This window comes from Salipiger thiooxidans, assembly GCF_900102075.1.
GTDB classification, from domain to species: Bacteria; Pseudomonadota; Alphaproteobacteria; order Rhodobacterales; family Rhodobacteraceae; genus Salipiger; species Salipiger thiooxidans.
In genome coordinates, this window is sequence record NZ_FNAV01000021.1 from 53774 (window position 1) to 73566 (window position 19793).

Here is a 19793-nt window from a genome sequence, read left to right on the forward strand (position 1 = left end):
TCCCTCAGCTATCCGCGCGCCGCGCGATCTGTTGGATTTTCAGGATGACGAATTCCGCCGGTTTCAGCGGCGCGAAGGCGACCTCGATGTTGACGATGCCGTTGTCGATGTCGCTTTGCGTGGTGGTCTCGGCGTCGCATTTCACCCGGTAGGCGTCCTGCGGCATGGTGCCCTGGAACGCGCCCTGCCGGAACAGGTCGTGCATGAACGCCCCGACGTTGAGCCGGATCTGCGCCCAGAGCGGCTCGTCGTTGGGCTCGAACACCACCCATTGCGTGCCGCGATAGAGACTTTCCTCGATGAAGAGCGTGGTCCGGCGCACCGGCACGTATTTCCAGTCCGAGGCGATCTGGTCGGCCCCGTCGAGGGTGCGCGCGCCCCAGCAGACGCTGCCGTAGATCGGGAACTGGCGCAGGCAGTTGCAGCCCAGCGGGTTCAGCACGCCGTTCTCGGAATCGGTCATCGCGTAGACCACGTCGCGCACCGCCCTCAGCCGCGCGTCGGTGCCGGCGGGCGCCTTCCAGACGCCGCGCGAGGCGTCCGTGCGCGCCCAGAGCCCGGCGATGGTGCCCGACGACGCGAAGGAGCGTGGCCGGTTCTGGTTCAGCGCGTCGAGGTTGAAGGTCCGCGGGAAGTAGACGGCGGTGTTGGGCGAGCGCAGGTTGGCGTTTTCCCCGAGCCAGGTCTCCATCTGCCCGATCCGCGTCACGGTCTCGGGGATGTCGACGATCATCATCGCCCGGCGGTCGGTCACGTAGGCCAGCGCCTCGCTGTAGACCGCCAGTGCGCCGTTGTTCGCCGTGTCGATCCGCGGCGCGTCGGGAATGCAGAGGATGTTGAAGAGGTCCACGTCCTCGAGCGCATAAAGCCCGGTGCGGGCCCCGGCATTGCCGGTGAACGACGCCACCGGGATCAGGTAGACGCCGTCCGCATCCACGATGCCGCCATTGTTGCCGCCGCCCATCTCGACCTGCAGTGGCCCTTCGAACGTTGGCGTGTCGAGCCCGAAGGCGCCGGCATCGCCCCCGGCAAAGACCAAGACCGCCGCGGGCACGAGGGGCCGTCCGCCCTGCCCCAGCTGGATGTGGAACCGGCGCGGATCCGCGGTCGTGCCCTCCCCGGTCAGCGTCACCACGATGCCCGACAGGTAGGGCCTGAGCGCCACCGGCACCGAGGCATCGGTGGCCGTGGCCCGCAGCCGCTCTTGCAGGATCGCTGCGAAGGCCGCATGGCTCGCCGGCGTCCCGGCACCGTCGAAATCCACCGCGACCGGCGCGATATTCGGGATCGCGCCGCCGAAATTTACCCCGATGGTCACGGCGGTTGCCGCCGACAGCGCAGGCAGTGCCGCGGCGAGATCGCCGCCGAGCGTGCCGGTGACCTCGGGAAGGTCCTCCTCGTCCACGGTCCCGAACGCATCGTCGACCGCGAGCTGGACCAGAAGCGACCCCGCGTTCACCACCTCGACCGCGTTGTTCGCGGTGTTGGGCGCCATCGTCAGGTTGCGGAAGACCTCCTGCCGCACCACGCTGGTGCGGTCGCCGTCGACGCGCACCTCCTTGATCCCGAGGTTGAAGGTGGCATCGGCGGCATTGGAATTGTGGCTGATCTCGAGCCGCAGGAAATTGCCCCAGTCGCCGGGATTGCGGGCGGGCTCACCACGGATCTGACGCCCGGCGACCACGTCGAGCAGGTCGGTACCGCCCGCGAGATCGGCAATCGCCGCCGTCGCCGCCGTGAGCGCGGGGATGGCATCCTCCTCGCCCGGATGCCCGACCCGGATGATCCAGGCCTCGGACCCGCCATTCAGGAAGAACTGCTGCACCGCGTAGGAGGCCTCGCTGTCCCGGGTCAGACCGCCGTATTCGCGCTCGAAATCCGAGAGGCTCAGCACCCGCACCGCCTCGTTCTCGGGCCCCCGGTCGAAGGTGCCGATGAACGCCGCGACAGAGGTCGCGACCCCGCGGATGCTGCGCACGCCGGAGGGGATCTCCTCGATGTAGACGCCGGGATAAGTCGGGTTCACGGGCATGGCGTGTCTCCCCAATGGAATAAATTCAAGGACAATGCCGACGGGCCGGAAACCTGAAAACTCATGCCGGCAAAATCACCGGAAAGCGCGCCCGAGAAGGCCTCCGACCGGGTTTTCAATTGCTTGCAAAGATACGCATGCGGCCCGAGTCGCACAACTATAAATGGAAAAGAGGCGCAGGCGCTGCCTGACTCAGCGTCTTGCGGGATGGCCAGGGCTCATGCTTCGGAGGCCGTTTCCGCGCGCGGAAGATGCCCCTCGCCCTGAAATCGGAACCGGTGTGGCGCGCCTGGCATCCCGGCGCACGCCAGGCGGCGTTCCCGTCGCTCCGGATGACCGATGCCGAGACGGTCGAGATCGACTTCGAGGGCGCCGAGCGCCTGTCGAAGGCGGTGCAGTTCCGCACAATCTCGAACCGGGACCGCGCCGGTACGATCCGGAAGAACCCGGCGCGGCTTGTGCGGGTCTGCAAGATGGCGCCGGAGGCCATCGTCGACTGGCTGACGATGCCGTGGGGGCGATCGCCTCCGACACGATGCCGGTCGCCGGAGACGGCTTCCCGTGAGACCCGCCCTACCAGGACTGGCACCGGGGGCCGCTCACAACCAGCGCAGCGACCGCGGACATCGTCGCGGCGATCACCCGCGCCGGCAAAGACAAGCCTCAGAGGATCGGACCGATCATCGCCGCCGCGTTGTGGCCCAGCCGGCGTATGAGCGACCACGAGGCGACCTCCTCGGACGTCACCTCCCGCGCATCGCTTACGTAGCTGTCCTGTCGCTGCCGGATCGCGGCACAGGTCGCCTCGTCCACCAGCAGGATGTTGTTCTCGTAGTTCAGATCGAAGCTCCGCCGGTCGAAGTTCGCCGACCCGATCAGGGCGATCCTGCCGTCCACCACCAGCGTCTTGCTGTGCAGGAGGCCGGGAAGATACTCGCGGATCTCGACCCCGGAGGCGAGCAGGCCCGCATAGTAGCTGCGGGCGGTCGCGCCGACGAAGACCGAGTCGTTGCGGGCAGGCAGCACGAGGGTCACCCTCACGCCCCGGTTCGCGGCGGCGCAGATCGCCGACTGGATCGCCTCGGTCGGCACGTAGTAGGGCGTCGTCACCACCAGCTCGTGCCGTGCGGCGTAGATCAGGCTGGTGAACATCTCGGGCATGGCCGAGGTCCGCACGCTGGGCCCCGTCGCCACGACCTGAGCCGGCCAGCCGCCGGGGATCGGCGCAATTTCGGTGCCGACGAAGGCGGACATGTCCTCGTCGACGGCTTCCATCCAGTCGGCCGCGAAGACCCGCTGCGCCTGCTGCACGACGGGCCCCTCGATGCGCAGCATGATGTCGACCCAGGGGGCGTATTTCGCCTTCTGCACGAAGGCCGGATCGGCGCAGTTCTGGCTGCCGCAGTAGGTCGTGCGGCCATCGACGACGACGATCTTGCGGTGGTTCCGGAGGTCGATGCGACCGTTGAAGATCCGCAGCAGCGGGTTGCCGACCTTGTAGGCCGAGGCCAGCCTGACCCCGGCCTCCTGCATCTCGTGCCAGAGCGGCGAGCGGATCAGGCGGCGCGACCCGATGTCATCCGCCATCGCCCGGCACGTGACCCCGCGCCGCGCCGCCCGCATGAGCGCCTCGGCCACCTTGCGCCCGTTGCCGTCCGCGACCCAGATGTAGAAGATCAGGTGGACGTGATCCGCCGCCGCATCGATGTCGGCGACGATGGCGTCGATGGTCGCATCGCTGTCCGCCATGAGCTCGGCGACGTTGCCCGGACAAGGCGCGAAGCCGCTGATCGAGGCTCCGACCCGGAAGAGCGCATCGACCCTCGGAGAGGCGCAGGCCGCAATCGCGTCTGCCGGGAAATGCGCGGCGTCCGGGAGCAGCTTCTCGATCCGCCCGAGCCGTGCGAGGCGCCTGCGGCCGATGCTGGTCTCCCCGAGGAGCAGGTAGGCCAGAACCCCCACCAGGGGCACGGCGAGCGTGGTCAGCACCCACGCCGCCCGCGCCGCGGGGTCCCGGTGCGGCCGAAGGACGATGCGCACGACGCAGGCTGCCACGATGAGGTAGTGAAGGAGGATCCAGATCATCGGTCGTCCCGGTTTTGGGGATAGAGAGGGATGGTGATCGGGAGTGTAGCGGCGGAAACTGCCATGAGGCCATGCATTTGTGTGCATAGGGCGCCTGCTCCGGGGCCGGGCAAGCTTGGCGTCGTCGAGAACACAGGCGGCCCCTTTCGCTTTCCGCCACCAATTGCCGCGCCGGCCGGGGCGGACGCCCGGCGTGGCAGTCTTGACCAGCACCGCCACCGGGCTCGCCTCGGGCGACCGGCCCTCAGACCAGCTTGCCCGGGTTCATGATGTCGTCCGGGTCGACGGCGGTCTTGAGCCGGCGCATCAGGGCGTAGGCGGCGCCGTGTTCGGTCTCCATGAACGAGCGCTTGCCGAGGCCGACGCCGTGCTCTCCGCTGGCGGTGGTGTTCCTCGTCATGTCGGTCGCGGCGCTGGTGTTCCTGTCGCGGCAGAAGGAGAGCGCCTGACCGGGGTTCCGGCCGGGGCCCGCTGCTCTGTCCGTCAGCGTGAGGGGTCGGCAACCGCGGCGATCCCTGCAAGCCGGCACATGTGCCAGGCCAGAACCCGGTTCGAGCTGAGCACCGGCAGCCCGAGCTCCGCCTCCAGCTCGGGTAGGATGTCGTAGGTCTGCAGGTTCGTGCAGGACAGGAACACCGCGTCCATGCCGCCGCGCGCGGCGAGGGCGCGGGCCGCCCCGGCGATGGAGCGCGGGTCGATCCGGGCGACGCGGGCCTCGACCTCCTCGCCGAAGGACAGCATCTCGGGCACCGCGACCCCCTCTGCCACGAAGGCGCGGCGCAGCGAGGCCGCCACCGAGGCCACGTAGGGTGACACGATGCCGACCCGCCCCAGACCCCGATCCGCGAAGGCGGCAAGCGCGGCCGAAAGCGGGTTGGTCACGTGCCGCGTCGGCGTTCCCGCCGCGACCAGCGCCCGCACCCGGTCCGGCCCGATCTGCGCGGTGCCGGAGGTGCAGGCATAGCCCACCACGTCGAACCCAGCCGAGGGCGGCAGCAGCCCGGCGGCGGCACCGAGGTCCGCCTCCATCCCGGCGATGGTGTCGGGGGTCAGGTTGTCGCCGGACTGAACACGGGTGACATGCAGCCGCGCGGCCTCTGGCGGGATGTAGCGGCGGAAGTCCTGCTCGATGGTCTCGTCGACCCGCAGGACGATCAGCCCCATCGCGGGGCGCGTGGGGTCGAGCAACCGGTAGGCGACATCGGACATCTTTACAGCTCCGGCATCTCGAGGGGCGCGCGCGGCGACAGCAGCTCCGGGCCGTGGGCGCGCAGGACGATGTTCTCCTCGTGGACCAGCATGCGCCCGGGCGCGACCAGCGCCCCCGGCTCCAGCGTCAGCACCATGCCCTCGCGCAGGGGCGTGTCGTCCAGCGGCGTGAACGACGGCCATTCGGTCAGGGTGATCCCGAGCCCGTGCCCCAGCCGCCCGCCACCGGGCTCTGCGCCGCGCCGGACCAGCGCCACGGACAGCAGGCGGTGCGCGTCGCGCGCCAGCATCCCCGGTCGCAGCGAAGCCAGCGCGTCCTCGGTCGCCTCCCACAGTGCGGCATGGGTCCTTCGCACCGCCTCCGACGCGGGGCCAACCGCGTAATTCCGGTCGAAGTCGCAGAAATAGCCGTTGCGAACGGTACCGGTGTCGAGCATCAGCACGTCCCCGTCCTGCAGCGGGTCGGACGACGCGGGCGAGATCACGTCGGCATAACCGTCGGGCCCCGCCCCGCCGGCAAGGTAGCTCACCCAGTCGGCGCCTTCCTGCAGCAGCATCGCCTGGAAGTCGCGGAACACGGTCTCGAGCGGGCGCCCGGGTGCTGCGATCTCTTGCACCCGCGCGAAGGCTCGCCCGGCGATGGCGCAGCTCGCGCGGATCGCCTCGACCTCGGCCGCGCTTTTCACCTCGCGCACGCGCTGCACGGCGCCGGTGCCATCCACGAAGCGCCGCGGAGCGATGCCCGCCGCGACGCGGTCGTAATCGGCAAGCGGCATCCGCAGCTGGGTCTCGAGCCCCATGGGCACCCCGACGCGCGCCTGTTCGGGCAGCAGGCTGCAGAGCGTGTCGATCAGCAGGCTCACCCCGTCGTCGCCGGGATGCGGCGCGTCCCACGTGCGGATTGCCTCGATCCACGTGCGCGCCATCAGCGCGGCCCCGATCGAGGGGATCACCGCGACCGGATCGCCGGTTGCCGGCACGATCAGGAACCAAGGCCGCGCCGGGCTTTCCCAGAAGCGCGTCAGGAACCCGGTAACGTAGAAGATGTCCGGCGCCGCCGTCAGCAAAAGCGCGTCGAGCCCCTGACCCGCCATCTCATCCTGCAGCCGCGCGACGCGGTGGCGGAACTCGTCGGCGGGGAAGACGAGCGAACGGTCAGCCATCCTCGGGGCCTTCGCTGAGGATGGCGAGAACCCGGGCATCGGCGCCAGGCTCGAGCCCCGCAAGCAGCGCCGCCAGCCCGGCCCCGCCCGAGGGTGTGGTGTCGAAACCGTGCTCGGCAAGGATCGCGACGCCGTCGCGGACCTCGTCCTCGGTGAGGGTGGCAAAGCCGTCGGCGTCGCGCGACAGGCCGGCCAGCGCGATCATCGACGGCGTCTTGCAGTCGAGCCGCCCCATGCACGAGACCGGCCCCTCGGAGGTGACGAGCCTGCCCGCGCGGATGCTGTCGATCAGGGCGGGCGCGGCATCGGGTTCAACGACGATGATGCGGGGGCCGTCGCCCCAGGCAAGGCGGAGGTGTGCGGCCACCGCGGCAGCGAGCCCGCCGACCCCGGCCTGCAACAGCACATGGGTCGGGGGCGCGTCCATCTGCGCGACCGCCTCGGCGGCGAGCTGCGTGTAACCCTCCATCACCCGCAGCGGCAGCTCGGTGTAGCCGGGCCACGAGCTGTCGGACAGCAGCGTCCAGCCCTGTTCCCCGGCGGCCTCGGTGGCGGCGGCCATGCTCGCCTCGTAATCCGCGCCCGCCCGGACGACCTCGGCGCCATGGGCCGCGAGCCGTTGCGCGAAGGGCTCGGGCACAGTCCGGGACAGGAAGATCACCGCCCGCGCGCCGAAGATCCGTGCCCCCGCCGCCACCGAGAGCCCGTGGTTCCCGGCGCTTGCGGCCACGTAGGTCCGCCCGGCCAGCGCCTGCCGCAGCGCCTCGGGATCGCGGCCCGCCTGCGCCACCGCCTCGCGCGCGATGGCATGGGCCGCGCCGAGCGCCTTGAAGCTGCCGAGCCCCATGCGCCCGCGCTCGTCCTTGATGCGGAGCTCCGCCACCCCCGCCAGCCGCGCCAGCCCGGGCGCGTCGCGGAGCGGGGTCTCCCTGTGGGCGGGGCACAGGCCGAGCAGCGCCGCCACGTCGGTGGCCTCGGCGACCGGCATCAGCCCCTCGGGGTCGAGCCCCTTTCCGCGCCACGGGTTCTCGATCATAAACGTCAAAGCGGCCCCTCTCCGGTTCTGGAACGGGCCGAGTAGGCACGGCAAGCGCCTGCCGGGCAAGTGTTTTGGCAGCAAGCGCGCGGGCGGGATCAGGTCGCGAGACGCGGACGACCAACGGCAGCGCGTTGTGGAAGACCGACGTCGACCCGGTGCTCCCAGGCGACATTGCGCTTGACGGACGGCACCGTTGCCGACATCTCCTGCACCATGTTCAAGACCCGGACCCTTGCCGATCAACGCCGACGCCGCAGCCCTGCGGCGGCGCTTCGGGCTGCGCGTCGATCACTGGCCTCCGGCACGGTATCCAGCCTTTCGTAGATACCACCGACGGAGCCCCTCCGATCCGCGTCCCTGACCCCCCGCAGCCCCCGGCTCCGGGGGCTTTCTTTTTCCCGAACCAAGGAAGGACATCCTCATGAGCATTCGCGTCGGCATTGTCGGCATCAGCGGTTTCGGCGGCGGCGAAGCGCTGCGCCTGATCGCGGCCCACCCCGCCTTCGAACTCGTCTACGCCGCCGGAGAGGGCAGCGCGGGCAGCCGTCTGGTCGACCGCTTCCCCGGCGTGCCGCACAGGCTTGCCGGGCTGGTGATCGAGAAATGGGATCCGGCCGCCCTGCCCGATCTCGACCTGCTGTTCGCCTCGCTGCCCACCGGCACCTCTGCCGAGGCGCTGGCGCGGGTCCCCGAGACAGTGAAGATCGTCGACATCGGTGGCGACCATCGCCACGTCGAGGGCTGGGTCTACGGGCTTGCCGACATCTGGCCGGACCGGATCCGGGGCAGCCGTCGCGTCGCCAACCCCGGCTGCTTCCCGGTGGCCACGCTCAACACGCTGGCGCCGCTGCTCGCGGCGGGGCTGATCGAGCCCGGCAACATCGTGATCGACGCCAAGACCGGGATTTCGGGTGCCGGGCGCGGCGGGGGCGACAGCCGCTTCGGCTATGCCGAGACCAACGAGAACCTGCAGCCCTATGGCCTGCTGCAGCACGTCCACATGCCCGAGATGGAGACCACCATCGAGCAGCTGGGCGGCGGCAGCGCCGCGGGGCTGGTGTTCACGCCGCATCTCGTGCCGATGACCCGCGGCCTGCTCGTCACCATCTACTGCCGTGGCAGCGCCTCCACCGCGCAATGCCTCGACGCGGCGCGCGAGTTCTACGCCGATCGCCCGTTCGTCCGGGTGACCGACCGGCCGCCGCAGACCAAGTGGGCGAGCGGGTCGAACCTCTCGTTCATGAGCTATGCCGCCGATCCGGACCGCAACCTCGTGATCGCGATGGGGGTGGTGGACAACCTCGGCAAGGGCGCCGCCGGGCACGCGGTTCAGAACGCCAACCTGATCTCAGGCCTGCCCGAGACCGCCGGGCTCGAGGGCGCGCCGGTCTGGCCGTAAGGGACCGGCGTCGCGACAATACCCGGCCGCTCGCCTCGTCGCGGGTGGCCGGGGGCCGGTGCCTGCGCAATGGGCCGCAGGCGCGGCGCCCGGGGTGCCCTTGCGGAAGTGCGTCCCTGTCGACGGGGCCGCGCTTGCGCCCACGCCAAGTCGCCGGACCCCGCGCAAAACACGTCACCACCTGCGAAAAGCGGGCGCAGAGGTTCAGACAAAAGTCCCATCAGGCGTTGTATCGCACCGATCAGGCCTATATGGGGACGGACTTCATGTGACCAATCCCTTGGGAGCAGACAGCCCATGCAGACCCCCTATTACCTGATCGACAAGTCCCGCCTTCTTGCCAACATGGAAAAGGTCGCCCGCCTGCGTGAGCTTTCGGGGGCCAAGGCCCTGCTGGCGCTGAAGTGTTTCGCCACGTGGTCGGTCTTCGACCTGATGAGCGAGTACATGGACGGCACCACCTCGTCGTCGCTCTTCGAGGTGAAGCTCGGGCGCGAGAAGTTCCCGGGCGAGACCCACGCCTATTCGGTGGCATGGGCCGATGACGAGATCGACGAGGTGCTGGCGAGCTCGGACAAGATCATCTTCAACACCGTGGGCCAGCTCGCGCGCTTCGAGGAGGTCAGCCGCGGCCACACCCGCGGGCTGCGGGTGAACCCCGGCGTTTCGACCTCGAGCTTCGATCTGGCCGACCCCGCCCGCCCCTTCTCGCGGCTGGGCGAGCATGACCCCGAGGTGATCGCGCCGGTGCTCGACCAGATCAGCGGTTTCATGTTCCACAACAACTGCGAGAACGCCGATTTCGAGCGTTTCGACGCCATGCTCGGCGCCATCGAGCAGCGCTTCGGCCACCTGATCCGCGAGATGAAATGGATCTCGCTCGGCGGCGGCATCCATTTCACCGGCGAGGGCTACCCGCTCGAGCGCCTCGCGGAGCGGCTCAGGCGCTTTGCCGGCGAGAACGAGGTGCAGGTCTACCTCGAGCCCGGCGAGGCGGCGATCACCAAATCGACCACGCTCGAGGTCACGGTGCTCGACACGCTCTTCAACGGCAAGAACCTCGCCATCGTGGACAGCTCGATCGAGGCCCACATGCTGGACCTGCTGATCTACCGCGAATCCGCGCGCATGGAGCAGTCGGGCGATCAGGAGTGGATGGTCTGCGGCAAGTCCTGCCTCGCCGGGGACATTTTCGGCGAGTTCCGCTTCCCCACCCCGCTCAAGGCCGGCGACCGGATCAGCATCCAGGACGCGGCCGGTTACACAATGGTCAAGAAAAACTGGTTCAACGGGGTGAAAATGCCCTCCATCGCGATCCGCGAGCTGGACGGGACCGAGCGCCTCGTGCGCGATTTCACCTACGAGGATTTCGCGGCGGCGCTTTCCTGACCGCCGATCACCCTGCTCCGTGACGGAGCACACAACCCCCACCCAAGGACATAACGGAGGTCCCTTGAGTTGAAACGAGACGTTCTCATCATCGGCGCTGGCGGCGTCGCTCAGGTCGTGGCGCACAAATGCGCTCAGAACAACGATGTGCTTGGCGCGATCCATATCGCCAGCCGGACGCTTTCCAAATGCGAAGCGATCCTTGAGACGGTCCGCGAGAAAGACGCGATGAAGGTCGAGGGCGTTCTCGCGGCCCACCAGGTCGACGCGATGGACAGCGCGGCGGTGGCCGCCCTGATCCGGGAGACCGGCGCGCAGATCGTGATCAACGTGGGCTCGGCCTTCGTGAACATGACCGTGCTCGACGCCTGCATCGAGACCGGCGCCGCCTACATCGACACCGCGATCCACGAGGATCCGGCGAAGATCTGCGAAACCCCGCCGTGGTACGGCAATTACGAGTGGAAGAAGCGCGATCTCTGCGCCGAGAAGGGCGTCACCGCGATCCTCGGCGCGGGCTTCGACCCGGGCGTGGTCAACGCCTTCGCGCGGTTCGCCATCGACCGTCTGGACGAAGTGAAATCCATCGACATCGTGGACATCAACGCCGGGTCGCATGGCAAGTATTTCGCCACCAACTTCGACCCCGAGATCAACTTCCGCGAATTCACCGGCACCGTCTACTACTGGGAAGACCAGCAGTGGAAGGAAACCAGCATGTTCGCCTCGGGCCGCGACTGGGATCTTCCGGTGGTGGGCACCCAGCGCGCCTACCAGTCGGGCCATGACGAGGTGCACTCGCTGGCGACCAACTACCCGCAGGCGGACGTGCGCTTCTGGATGGGCTTCGGCGAGCACTACATCAACGTCTTCACCGTGCTGCAGTCGCTGGGCCTGCTCTCCGAGCAGCCGGTGACCACCGCCGAGGGGCAGGAAGTCGTGCCGCTCAAGGTGGTGAAGGCGGTCCTGCCCGACCCCGCCTCGCTGGCGCCGGACTACACCGGCAAGACCTGCATCGGCGATCTCGTGAAGGGCATCAAGGACGGCAAGGAGACCGAGATCTTCGTCTACAACGTCGCCGACCACAAGGACGCCTACGAGGAAGTGGGCTCGCAGGGCATCTCCTACACCGCGGGCGTGCCGCCCGTGGCAGCCGCCATGCTGATCGCCAGCGGCGAGTGGGACGCGGGCACCATGAAGAACGTCGAGGAGCTCGATCCGAAGCCCTTCTTCACGATCCTCGACCGGATCGGCCTGCCCACGCGCATCAAGGACGACATGGGCGACCGCCCCTGGAACGCCTGAGCGCTTTCCTCAAGGAATGACAGGACGCGGTCGGCCATGCCGGCCGCGTTTTTCGTTGCGGGATTGCGGTGTCTTCGTCGCTTGGTCGCGGTGCCCTGCGTGGTCGCGTTACCCGGCGCGCGACTGGAGGCAATGACGGAGGGATCCGAGGTCCCGAGGATGGTCGGGCGGGCGCCCGCTGCATGAGGTCGCAAGCGGCCCGGAGCGCCGGTGTCCGACCGCCGCGAACCCCAGAATGCAGGTCCTCCGGCAGCCTTGCCGGGCGCCGCGCCCCCCTCTCCTGCCGGGACCGCCCGTCGCTTGCCGGACGGCCCTTATAACTAATGACCTCTAGGGCGTCAGAAGCTGTCGAGCTCCGGCCGCTTGCCGACGCTCACGTGGTCGATATCCTCCTGCGCGAAGCCCCGGATCAGCGAGGGGATCATCATGCTGCACAGGAGGAAGATCGGCAGACCCACCACCGTGATCACCTGTTGCAGCGCGGTGAGGCCCGCCTCCCCTGCCAGCACGATCAGCATGGCGGCGACCACGCCTTCGGCTGCGCCCCAGAACACGCGCTGGTGCGTCGGGCCGGGCGTGGGCGTGCCGGTGCAGAGCATGTCGACCACAAGCGAGGCCGAGTCCGACGAGGTGGCGAAGAAGATCGCCACGATCACCACCGCAAAGCCTTGGATGAATGCGGTGAAGGGGAAGTGCTCGAAGAAGGCGAACATCGCCAGCGGCACGCTCTCGGACACGGCGGCGCTGATCTGGCCGGCGGTATCGCCCATCGCCTCGCGCGCGGCGAGCCCGAGCCCGTCGAATTCCATCGCCTGCCAGCCGAAGATGGAGAACCAGATCAGGGTGAAGAGCGACGGGGCGCCGAGCACGCCGAAGACGAACTCGCGGATGGTGCGCCCGCGCGAGATCCGCGCCACGAAGAGCCCGATGAAGGGCGACCAAGTTACCGTCCACGCCCAGTAGAAGACCGTCCAGCTGCCCTGCCAGCCCCAGTCGTCGTTGCTCGGGTTCTCGTCGGCCAGCATGTCGTTCCAGAACGCGAGCCGCGGGAGGTTCTCGAAGTAGAGCCCGAAGGTTTCGACCACGCCGCGCAGCAGGAAGAGCGTGGAGCCCGTGACCACCACGAAGACCAGGAGCGCCACCGCCATGCCGATGTTGAGGTTCGACAGCAGCTTCACCCCCTTGTCGAGCCCCGCAACGATCGACCCGATCGCCACCACCGTCAGCACGCTGAGGATGCAGACCTGCACGACGGTGCCGTCGCCGGTCCCGAAGAGCGCGTCGAGCCCCGCCGCGATCTGGCTGGAGCCAAGCCCGAGCGAGACCGCGACGCCGAAGAGCGTACCGAGGATGGAGGCGATGTCGATGGCCTTGCCGACGGGGCCGTGGATGCCCTCGCGCAGCAGCGGGTAGAAGACCGAACTCACCCGCACCGGCAGGTCGTAGCGGTTGATGAAATAGGCGAATGCCAGCCCCGGCAGCGTGAAGATCGCCCAGGTGTGCAGGCCGAGGTGGTAGATCGAGATCGAGATGGCGTCCCTTGCCGCCTCCTCGGTGAAGGGCTCGACCCCCGGAAACGGCGGCGTCGAAAAATGGCTGATCGGCTCGGCCACGCCCCAGAACATGAGCACCGTACCGATCCCGCCGGCGAAGAGCATCGTGAACCACGACAGGTTGGTGTACTCGGGGCGCGAGCCCTTTGGCCCGAGACGGATGTGCCCGTGCCGCGACAGCGCCGCCCACACGAGGAAGCCCAGCCAGACGTTCACGCCGAGGATGAAGAACCAGCCGAGCTTGGTCACGATCCACGAGCGCCCGGCGGCGAAGGCGTCACCGATGGCATCGGGAAACAGCACGAGGGCGATCACGAAAACGATCATGAACCCCGCGGAAATGAAAAAGATTGTCGGATCCGTGCGGAGCCCGAGACGGCGCGCTAGTTGTTCCAATAAACAGGTCCCCCTTGCGTGAGCGTTGTCACTCAACCGTGAACCCGTCGCGATGTTCCGAATTTCGTGGATATTCAACGGTCGGAGGCGTCTCAAGACCCGGGGTTCCCGGCCCGGGAGGCAAAAACGCCGGGGCTTTTGCCGGCAGTTCCGACGGCCCCACTCGGGGGATCCGTTCCAGGCGCGCGCCTGCCGTCGAAGCGGCTGGATCCCGGCGACTGAGCCAACGCCGCCGGCACCTCGGCCGCGCAGTCATTGGCGGCAATCGGCTCCGATGGGCCAAATCCATGAGGAACAATCGTCGCGCCCAGCCCCATGGGAACCGGTTGCCACAAGGGGAGTGTGCCCGCCACGTCGACCTGCCTGACGGCAGCGCCAGGCGGTCACGGTTCCTGGTGGAATGAAGCTTCGGAAGGCTGGTTGCGGCCGACCGGCTGCTGACAGGCGCGCGGCATCGTGCCCTGGACCCGAACCGACGTCACGTCCCGGAGTCTCGCGTCTCGCTCACGAACACCGGTCGCGCTTGAGGGCCGGCAACGGCGACGCGAACGACAGTCCGGGATCGTTTTCGGCGGCCTGCTGTGGCTGCGAAAGAAGCTGGCGGTGGCGCGGGCTCACCCTTCGTTGCGAACACGTCGCCTCATCGGGAAGCGCTGCCATGCCCGCCCGGACGCAGAGATTAGCCATCCCGGCGCAAAGGGCTTTGGGCGTCGTCAGAAGCACAAGGCGCCGCTCCACCGTCATCGCCTCACGCGACGACAGGACACCTGCCCGACACGCATCGGGCGCTTTGTCACCGCACAGGCGGTCCGACCGATTCAGGTCGCGGCGGCCTGCCCCTCTCCGCTCTCGCCCCCGGCATCGAGGCGGCGGACCTCCTGCACGGCCAGTTCCGCCATCTTCAGGATGGCATCCCGGTTCGAGGCCGCGGCGATGAAGCGTGCCTTGTGGCAGAACTTCGCGCCGGTCACGCCCGAGACCTGCTCCAGCTCCGAGCCCGACAGCCCGGCCCAGGCCGCCGGCAGGTCGGCGCGTTGTTCGAAGCCCTGCTCGTGCTTGCGGATGCCGCCCAGCGTCCACTCGCCATCCCCGCGCGGGGTCACCACGAAGAGCAGGTGATCGGCGCCCGCCTCGATGACGGCGGGCCGGAACGGCATCCCCATGGGCAGCTCGAGGATCGGGCTCTCTCCGGCGGCACGGACGGCCTCCGCCGCCAGAACCTCGGCGCGCCGCTTGGCGGCGCTGCGGTTGACGCGGGCCTCGACAAACTGCCGCGCGATGCCGACCGCCGCATGGAACGCCCGGGTCTCGCTCTCGGGGTCGGTGTCGTCGAAGACAGGTTTCAGCGTCTCGATCAGCCCGGGCAGCGTCATCGACGACAGCGGCCCGGCCTCGGAGACGCTCACGGTGCCGTTGTCGACCTGGTCGACTGGCAGTACGAAGCTGCGGTCGAACGAGGCGTGGATGGTCTCGAGCTCGGTTTCGGGGATGTCGAAGCTGCGCAGGAACGCCATGCCGAAGTGCTTCCAGACCAGCCCGAACGAGCTGTAGGGCGTTTCGTCCTCGCGCAGCGGGCTCTCGCGCTGGTGGTGATCGAAGATCCCGGCCTCGGGATCATAGGCGCCGCCGACGTCGTAGATCAGGCGGCCATCCGCCGGCGTGATCCACGCGGAGGACCGGCTGCGCACGACCTCCGCTTCGGGATAAAGACGGCTGAGGATGACGGTGGACAGCACTTCGTCCGCATGGAAGCCGCCGGAATGGGTAACAAGGGTGCTGATGGTCATCTCGGTCGTCCTGATCTCTGGGGTTGTGGCCCCCTAGGCCATCGCGCGGGGGGTCGCAAGGCGAGAGGCCGTTTGCGCCTGAGTGCCGTTGCGCCTGGCCGGCGGAGACGCGCAGCTGGCATTGCTCCGATGCGGCCGGCTGGCGCGCACGACGAGGCGGCGGGGAATCGCGCGTGGTCGCCGCACATGGCCGGTTCCTGAGACGTGTCTTCCGCCGCCATGTTGTCTCCTGAACGTCGGATCCGGCCCGTCCCCGGCACGATGCGCCGCGCCGACGGGCCCGGACCGGAAGGAAGGCGCCGCCCTCGGGACGAGGTCGAACACGGTCCCCGCCCAAGCTGGACCCCGTGCTTTTGGGTCGGCTTTCGGGTCGGAATGTCCGTTTGCCTGCCGCACCGCATCAGGAGATAAGGGCATCGTCAGGTGCCCCTTGCGGGGAGAATCGGGAAGCCGGTGAAAGTCCGGCGCGGGCCCGCCGCTGTATCGGGGATCGTTCGGCAGAGGCCACTGGGGTATCCCCGGGAAGGCGCCGGGACGAGAGGATCCGGAGCCAGAAGACCGGCCTGGCATCATCGCGCTTCGGGGTGGAGCCCGCGGCGCCGTGAACCATGCGAGGCCCGTGATGCCCCACGATACCACCGTCCAGACCGTCTTCCCGCAACCCGCCCGCCGGTTCGACGAGTTCGAACGCCAGGCGCTCTACGACATCATCGACGCCCGGCGCGACGTGCGGAACGAGTTCCTGCCCGATCCGGTCGATCCTGCCACCCTCCGGCGCATTCTCGCGGCCGCCCATGCCGCGCCCTCCGTCGGGTTCATGCAGCCCTGGGATTTCCTCCTGATCCGCGATCCCGACCGGCGCGCCGCAATCCATGCGGCCTTCCTTCGCGCCAATGCCGAGGCCGAGCAGATGTTCGGCGAAGACCGCAGGGCCCTCTACCGGTCGCTGAAGCTCGAGGGCATCCTGACCGCTCCGCTGAACATCTGCGTGACCTGCGACCGCACCCGAGGCGGAGAGGTCGTGCTGGGGCGGACCCACAACCGCGACATGGATCTCTACTCGACTGTCTGCGCCGTGCAGAACCTCTGGCTGGCCGCCCGGGCCGAAGGCGTGGGCATCGGCTGGGTCTCGATCTTCCGCTCGAACGACCTGCGCGAGTTGCTCGGCATCCCGGACCACGTGGAGATCGTCGCCTATCTCTGCGCGGGCCACGTCGACGAGCTTTACCCTAAACCCGAACTCGAGGCCCGCGGCTGGCGCGCGCGGCTCGAGCTCGACAGCGTGATCCACGAAGACGCATGGCCTACGCCCTAGCTCCGGGCCGGCTGCGGTGCGGGCGACTGTGAAGGGCGTGGGTCCTCATGCCGTCGCGAGCGGTCTGGACCCGTCGCGAGGGTCGGACGAGGAGATGCGCAAGGTCTTGCGCCGCCGTTTCTCCCTGTCGCCGCGCGCGTATCGAGCTCGCTTCGCGACAGCGCACTGCGTTTGAGCACGTCGCCGCCCAGCTGCGCCCCGGCATCGGGTCGCACGTGATTACAAGCAGCTATTCGCCAAGCGTGAGAACGGAGGCGCTCGGGCCCATTCCAGATGCCGCGCAGATGAGGCACCCGCCATTTCGAAGCTGTGCCCCATGAGCGATCCGAGCTGAACGCAGATGCACAGCCTGCCTTCGACCTGACCGAATGCGCCCCGCACTGGCCCTCGGGGCGCGGCGCCGGGCCCTGCCGCTCAGCGCCGTCCCGGAGCTCACTCCGGGCCGGTGATCTCCAGCTGGACCGCCGCGTACCAGTCGGCCACGGCACGGATCTCCTCGTCGGTCATCTCGGCGGCGATGGAGGACATGATGTCGTGCCTGCGCTTTCCGGTGCGGAACGCCTTGAGCTGGGTGTCGATGTAGATGTTGACCTCGCCTGCGAGGTTCGGCGCCTCCGGCAAAAGCGCGATGCCGTCGGCGCCGTGGCAGGACACGCAGGCGTCGGGCGCATCGGCCTCGCTCACCCCGTCCGGCAGGCGGGCGCTGGCGACATGCGCGCCATACCAGGCGGCGACGTCCGAGATCTGCTGCGCCGAAAGACCCGCCGCCACGACCGACATCATTTCGTGCTCGCGCGCGCCGGTCTTGAAGGCCATGAGCTGGCTCTCGAGATAAGCCTCGGGCTCGCCGCCGATGTTGGGCGCGATGGGGATCTGCGCCAACCCGTCGATGCCGTGGCAGGTGCGGCACATGTTGGCGACCTTGCGCCCCTCCGCCGGATCGCCGGCGGAGAGCGGGGTCCCCCCGGCGAGCGTCAGCCCGCCGAGGATGATCAGGGCCGCAGCCCTCATTCGGATGCCTTGGGCGCGTAGGCGATGCGCCAGATGGCGCCGGCGAAATCGTCCGACACCAGCATCGAGCCGTCGCGCAGGAAGGCGATGTCCATCGGGCGGCCGCGATACTCGCCGGTCTCCTCGTCGAGCCAGCCGTCGGCGAAGACCTCGGTCGAGGCGGCGTTGCCCTCTTCGTCGAGCGCGGTGAACATCACCCGCGCGCCGACCGGGGTGACACGGTTCCACGAGCCATGCTGCGCCGAGAAGATCCCGCCCTGGTACTTCTCGGGGAAGGAGCTGCCGCTGTAGAAGCTCATCCCCAGATCCGCCGCATGCGCCTGCATGTTGACCTGCGGCTCGACGAAGGTCACGCCCTCGGGGCGCTCGACGTCCTTGTAGTCGGGGATCTCGGTGCCGCCGTTGGTCCAGGGGAAGCCGAAGTGCTGCCCGGCCTCGGTCTGGCGGTTCAGCTCGCCCGGCGGGACGTCGTCGCCCATGCCGTCGACCTGGTTGTCGGTGAACCAGAGCGAGCCGTCGGCGGGGTTAAAGTCATGCCCGACCGAGTTGCGGATGCCGCGGGTGTAGACCTCGCGCCCGGACCCGTCGGTATTGACGCGGATGATGCCGCCGATGCCGAGCTTGTCGTACATCTCGAGCTTGTCCTTGGGCTGGATGTTGTGCGGCTGGCCCAGCGAGACGTAGAGCTTGCCATCGGGCCCGACGCGGCAGACCCGCGCGGTGTGGTTGAAGCTCTCCTCCTCGGCCGGGATCAGCTCGCCCTTGGCGATCACCTCGCCCACGGCGGGATCGGGCCCCTCGAAGAAGAACTCCGCCGCGGGGAAGACGAGCACCCGGTTGCGTTCGGCGATGTAGAGAAATCCGTCGGACGAGAAGCACGGCCCGTTGGGCACGTCGAAGGTGATCGAAGGCGCGAAGTCCTTCACCTCGTCCGCCACGCGATTGCGGTCGCGGTCGACGATCGACCAGACCTTGTCCTTGCGGGTGCCGGCGAAGACCACGGTGCCCTGCGGCGCGACCGCCATCGAGCGCGCATCCGGAACCACCGCGTAGAGGCTGACCTCGAAGCCGTCGGGCACGTTGATATGCGGCAGGATGCCCTTGAGCGCATCGGCCCGCTCGCCTTCCTGGTCGATGAAGGTGAAGGTGGCGTCGGTCCGCTGCATGTTGGACAGCTTGTCCATGTTGTCCTGCGCCAGCGCAGGCGTCACCAGGACGGTAGACAATAGTAAACTCGAAACGAGTTGCTTCGTTTTCATGACTTCCTCCCAAATTTGGCCCTCCACACTCCGCACGGCGGCGAAGCTCCTCCGGGAGAGCTTCGCCGAAGCTGCGGTTTGCCCGCACAGGTTGTCAAGGATTCCCGCCTGCTCACGGCGGCATCCCACGTGTCGCTTGCGCGCGACCTTCTTGGTGCCCCGATCTTCGGAGCGAGGGATGAGGGCTGCGGCGAGCGGATTGAGCGAGAGGACCTGTGGGCATCCCTCGTAGCGGATCGAAAGGGGGCGCCCGTTCCTGTGCCTCGCACACACGGTTACCCAGCCGGAAATACCCACCGACATTCAGGAAGTGCGCATCATGAGCCTGCACGAGAGCAAGGGCTTGAGTTCGCCGGTTACGATCATTGCGGGATGCGTGAACGGCCTTCTGCCGCGAGCGCCAAAAGGGACTCTCACGCCGGTAGAACGGCAGCACTACGACGAGGAACAACGCAGACTATTCTTCGTGGGCATCACCCGCGTGAAGGCAGATCCCGCCAACGGAAAGCCGGGGACGCTGATTCTGCCCTATTCCCAAGAAATGCCGCTCGCCACCGCGATGAACGCGGGCATCGCGCCCGCCTACGTCAACTACGGAACAGCGATGCTACAAGCCAGCCGCTACATTGCCGAAATGGCACCTGCGGCCCCCGCGGCTGTTTGGGTGCCCTGAACGGTCGACCTGTCGCGCATGCGTGCCCAAGTGTTTGCGCCTCGACTATGAACGGGGCAATTACGTGCTCAATTCTCTGTGTAGGCTCTGTTGCACCAATCGGCTGAACGCCGAGGTTCCCCTTTTCCCAGACGGACTTATCCTACAGCTTCCGTGACGGGTATGCCGAGCGCGGTGT

15 protein-coding genes and 1 riboswitch are annotated in these 19793 nt (G+C 68.3%); of the genes, 5 read left to right on the forward strand and 10 right to left on the reverse strand.

What is annotated here, in order from left to right; genetic code table 11:
- Positions 1-4: 4 nt before the first annotated feature.
- The 6 genes from BLQ77_RS23970 to BLQ77_RS23995 form a co-directional block, all read right to left on the reverse strand.
- Positions 5-2032 (reverse strand): phage tail sheath family protein, encoded by a 2028-nt coding sequence (locus tag BLQ77_RS23970; RefSeq protein WP_089963378.1) that lies wholly within the window; start codon positions 2030-2032, stop codon positions 5-7.
- A 663-nt stretch (positions 2033-2695) separates the two neighbouring features.
- Positions 2696-4117 (reverse strand): cardiolipin synthase, encoded by a 1422-nt coding sequence (gene cls, locus BLQ77_RS23975; RefSeq protein ID WP_089963379.1) that lies wholly within the window; start codon positions 4115-4117, stop codon positions 2696-2698.
- Positions 4118-4361: 244 nt separating this feature from the next.
- The gene (locus BLQ77_RS23980) at positions 4362-4517 is read right to left on the reverse strand and encodes an FAD-binding oxidoreductase (protein WP_089963381.1); all 156 of its coding nucleotides are present in this window, start codon (positions 4515-4517) and stop codon (positions 4362-4364) included.
- A gap of 83 nt (positions 4518-4600) precedes the next feature.
- Positions 4601-5326 carry a maleate cis-trans isomerase family protein gene (locus tag BLQ77_RS23985; protein WP_089963384.1) on the reverse strand — a complete coding sequence of 242 codons (726 nt, stop codon included), beginning with the start codon at positions 5324-5326 and terminating at the stop codon, positions 4601-4603.
- Positions 5327-5328: 2 nt separating this feature from the next.
- Positions 5329-6489 (reverse strand): M24 family metallopeptidase, encoded by a 1161-nt coding sequence (locus BLQ77_RS23990; protein WP_089963386.1) that lies wholly within the window; start codon positions 6487-6489, stop codon positions 5329-5331.
- Positions 6482-7525, reverse strand: a complete 1044-nt coding sequence (locus BLQ77_RS23995; RefSeq protein ID WP_089963388.1) for a pyridoxal-phosphate dependent enzyme — start codon at positions 7523-7525, stop codon at positions 6482-6484. Before BLQ77_RS23995 ends, BLQ77_RS23990 begins: the two co-directional genes overlap by 8 nt.
- A 424-nt stretch (positions 7526-7949) precedes the next feature.
- Here BLQ77_RS23995 and argC point away from each other — a divergent pair, with 424 nt between their 5' ends.
- From argC to BLQ77_RS24010, 3 genes are all read left to right on the forward strand, one after another.
- Positions 7950-8927, forward strand: coding sequence for an N-acetyl-gamma-glutamyl-phosphate reductase (argC, locus tag BLQ77_RS24000; RefSeq protein WP_089963390.1), 978 nt, complete (start codon positions 7950-7952; stop codon positions 8925-8927).
- Between the two features lie 297 nt (positions 8928-9224).
- Positions 9225-10316, forward strand: coding sequence for a carboxynorspermidine decarboxylase (locus tag BLQ77_RS24005; protein ID WP_089963392.1), 1092 nt, complete (start codon positions 9225-9227; stop codon positions 10314-10316).
- 69 nt (positions 10317-10385) lie between these two features.
- On the forward strand, positions 10386-11621 hold the full coding sequence (locus BLQ77_RS24010; RefSeq protein ID WP_089963394.1) for a saccharopine dehydrogenase family protein: 1236 nt from the start codon (positions 10386-10388) through the stop codon (positions 11619-11621).
- A gap of 338 nt (positions 11622-11959) precedes the next feature.
- Here BLQ77_RS24010 and BLQ77_RS24015 read toward each other — a convergent pair whose 3' ends face one another.
- Together BLQ77_RS24015 and BLQ77_RS24020 are read right to left on the reverse strand one after the other, a co-directional pair.
- Positions 11960-13570: a BCCT family transporter gene (locus tag BLQ77_RS24015; protein ID WP_089963396.1), complete on the reverse strand. Its 1611-nt coding sequence runs from the start codon at positions 13568-13570 to the stop codon at positions 11960-11962.
- Positions 13571-14388: 818 nt separating this feature from the next.
- Positions 14389-15357, reverse strand: a complete 969-nt coding sequence (locus BLQ77_RS24020; protein WP_089963397.1) for an MYG1 family protein — start codon at positions 15355-15357, stop codon at positions 14389-14391.
- Positions 15358-15761: 404 nt separating this feature from the next.
- Positions 15762-15938: riboswitch (cobalamin riboswitch) on the forward strand.
- Between the two features lie 41 nt (positions 15939-15979).
- Between BLQ77_RS24020 and bluB the strand changes: the two genes are divergently transcribed.
- Positions 15980-16672 (forward strand): 5,6-dimethylbenzimidazole synthase, encoded by a 693-nt coding sequence (gene bluB / locus BLQ77_RS24025; RefSeq protein WP_089963400.1) that lies wholly within the window; start codon positions 15980-15982, stop codon positions 16670-16672.
- Between the two features lie 432 nt (positions 16673-17104).
- Here bluB and BLQ77_RS24030 read toward each other — a convergent pair whose 3' ends face one another.
- Positions 17105-17683, reverse strand: a complete 579-nt coding sequence (locus BLQ77_RS24030) for a c-type cytochrome (protein ID WP_089963402.1) — start codon at positions 17681-17683, stop codon at positions 17105-17107.
- Entirely contained in the window at positions 17680-18942 is a 1263-nt protein-coding gene (locus BLQ77_RS24035; RefSeq protein WP_089963404.1) for a PQQ-dependent sugar dehydrogenase, read from the reverse strand. Before BLQ77_RS24035 ends, BLQ77_RS24030 begins: the two co-directional genes overlap by 4 nt.
- Before the next feature lie 310 nt (positions 18943-19252).
- Between BLQ77_RS24035 and BLQ77_RS24040 the strand changes: the two genes are divergently transcribed.
- Positions 19253-19615 carry a 3'-5' exonuclease gene (locus BLQ77_RS24040; RefSeq protein WP_278184725.1) on the forward strand — a complete coding sequence of 121 codons (363 nt, stop codon included), beginning with the start codon at positions 19253-19255 and terminating at the stop codon, positions 19613-19615.
- The last annotated feature ends 178 nt before the right edge of the window (positions 19616-19793 follow it).

What these genes read in the sequence shown, in the direction of transcription:
- BLQ77_RS23970 (WP_089963378.1), bottom strand. Translation starts at nt 2,032, where the DNA reads ATGCCCGTGAACCCGACTTATCCCGGCGTCTACATCGAGGAGATCCCC.
- cls (WP_089963379.1), bottom strand. Translation starts at nt 4,117, where the DNA reads ATGATCTGGATCCTCCTTCACTACCTCATCGTGGCAGCCTGCGTCGTG.
- BLQ77_RS23980 (WP_089963381.1), bottom strand. Translation starts at nt 4,517, where the DNA reads ATGACGAGGAACACCACCGCCAGCGGAGAGCACGGCGTCGGCCTCGGC.
- BLQ77_RS23985 (WP_089963384.1), bottom strand. Translation starts at nt 5,326, where the DNA reads ATGTCCGATGTCGCCTACCGGTTGCTCGACCCCACGCGCCCCGCGATG.
- BLQ77_RS23990 (WP_089963386.1), bottom strand. Translation starts at nt 6,489, where the DNA reads ATGGCTGACCGTTCGCTCGTCTTCCCCGCCGACGAGTTCCGCCACCGC.
- BLQ77_RS23995 (WP_089963388.1), bottom strand. Translation starts at nt 7,525, where the DNA reads ATGATCGAGAACCCGTGGCGCGGAAAGGGGCTCGACCCCGAGGGGCTG.
- argC (WP_089963390.1), top strand. Translation starts at nt 7,950, where the DNA reads ATGAGCATTCGCGTCGGCATTGTCGGCATCAGCGGTTTCGGCGGCGGC.
- BLQ77_RS24005 (WP_089963392.1), top strand. Translation starts at nt 9,225, where the DNA reads ATGCAGACCCCCTATTACCTGATCGACAAGTCCCGCCTTCTTGCCAAC.
- BLQ77_RS24020 (WP_089963397.1), bottom strand. Translation starts at nt 15,357, where the DNA reads ATGACCATCAGCACCCTTGTTACCCATTCCGGCGGCTTCCATGCGGAC.
- bluB (WP_089963400.1), top strand. Translation starts at nt 15,980, where the DNA reads ATGCCCCACGATACCACCGTCCAGACCGTCTTCCCGCAACCCGCCCGC.
- BLQ77_RS24030 (WP_089963402.1), bottom strand. Translation starts at nt 17,683, where the DNA reads ATGAGGGCTGCGGCCCTGATCATCCTCGGCGGGCTGACGCTCGCCGGG.
- BLQ77_RS24035 (WP_089963404.1), bottom strand. Translation starts at nt 18,942, where the DNA reads ATGAAAACGAAGCAACTCGTTTCGAGTTTACTATTGTCTACCGTCCTG.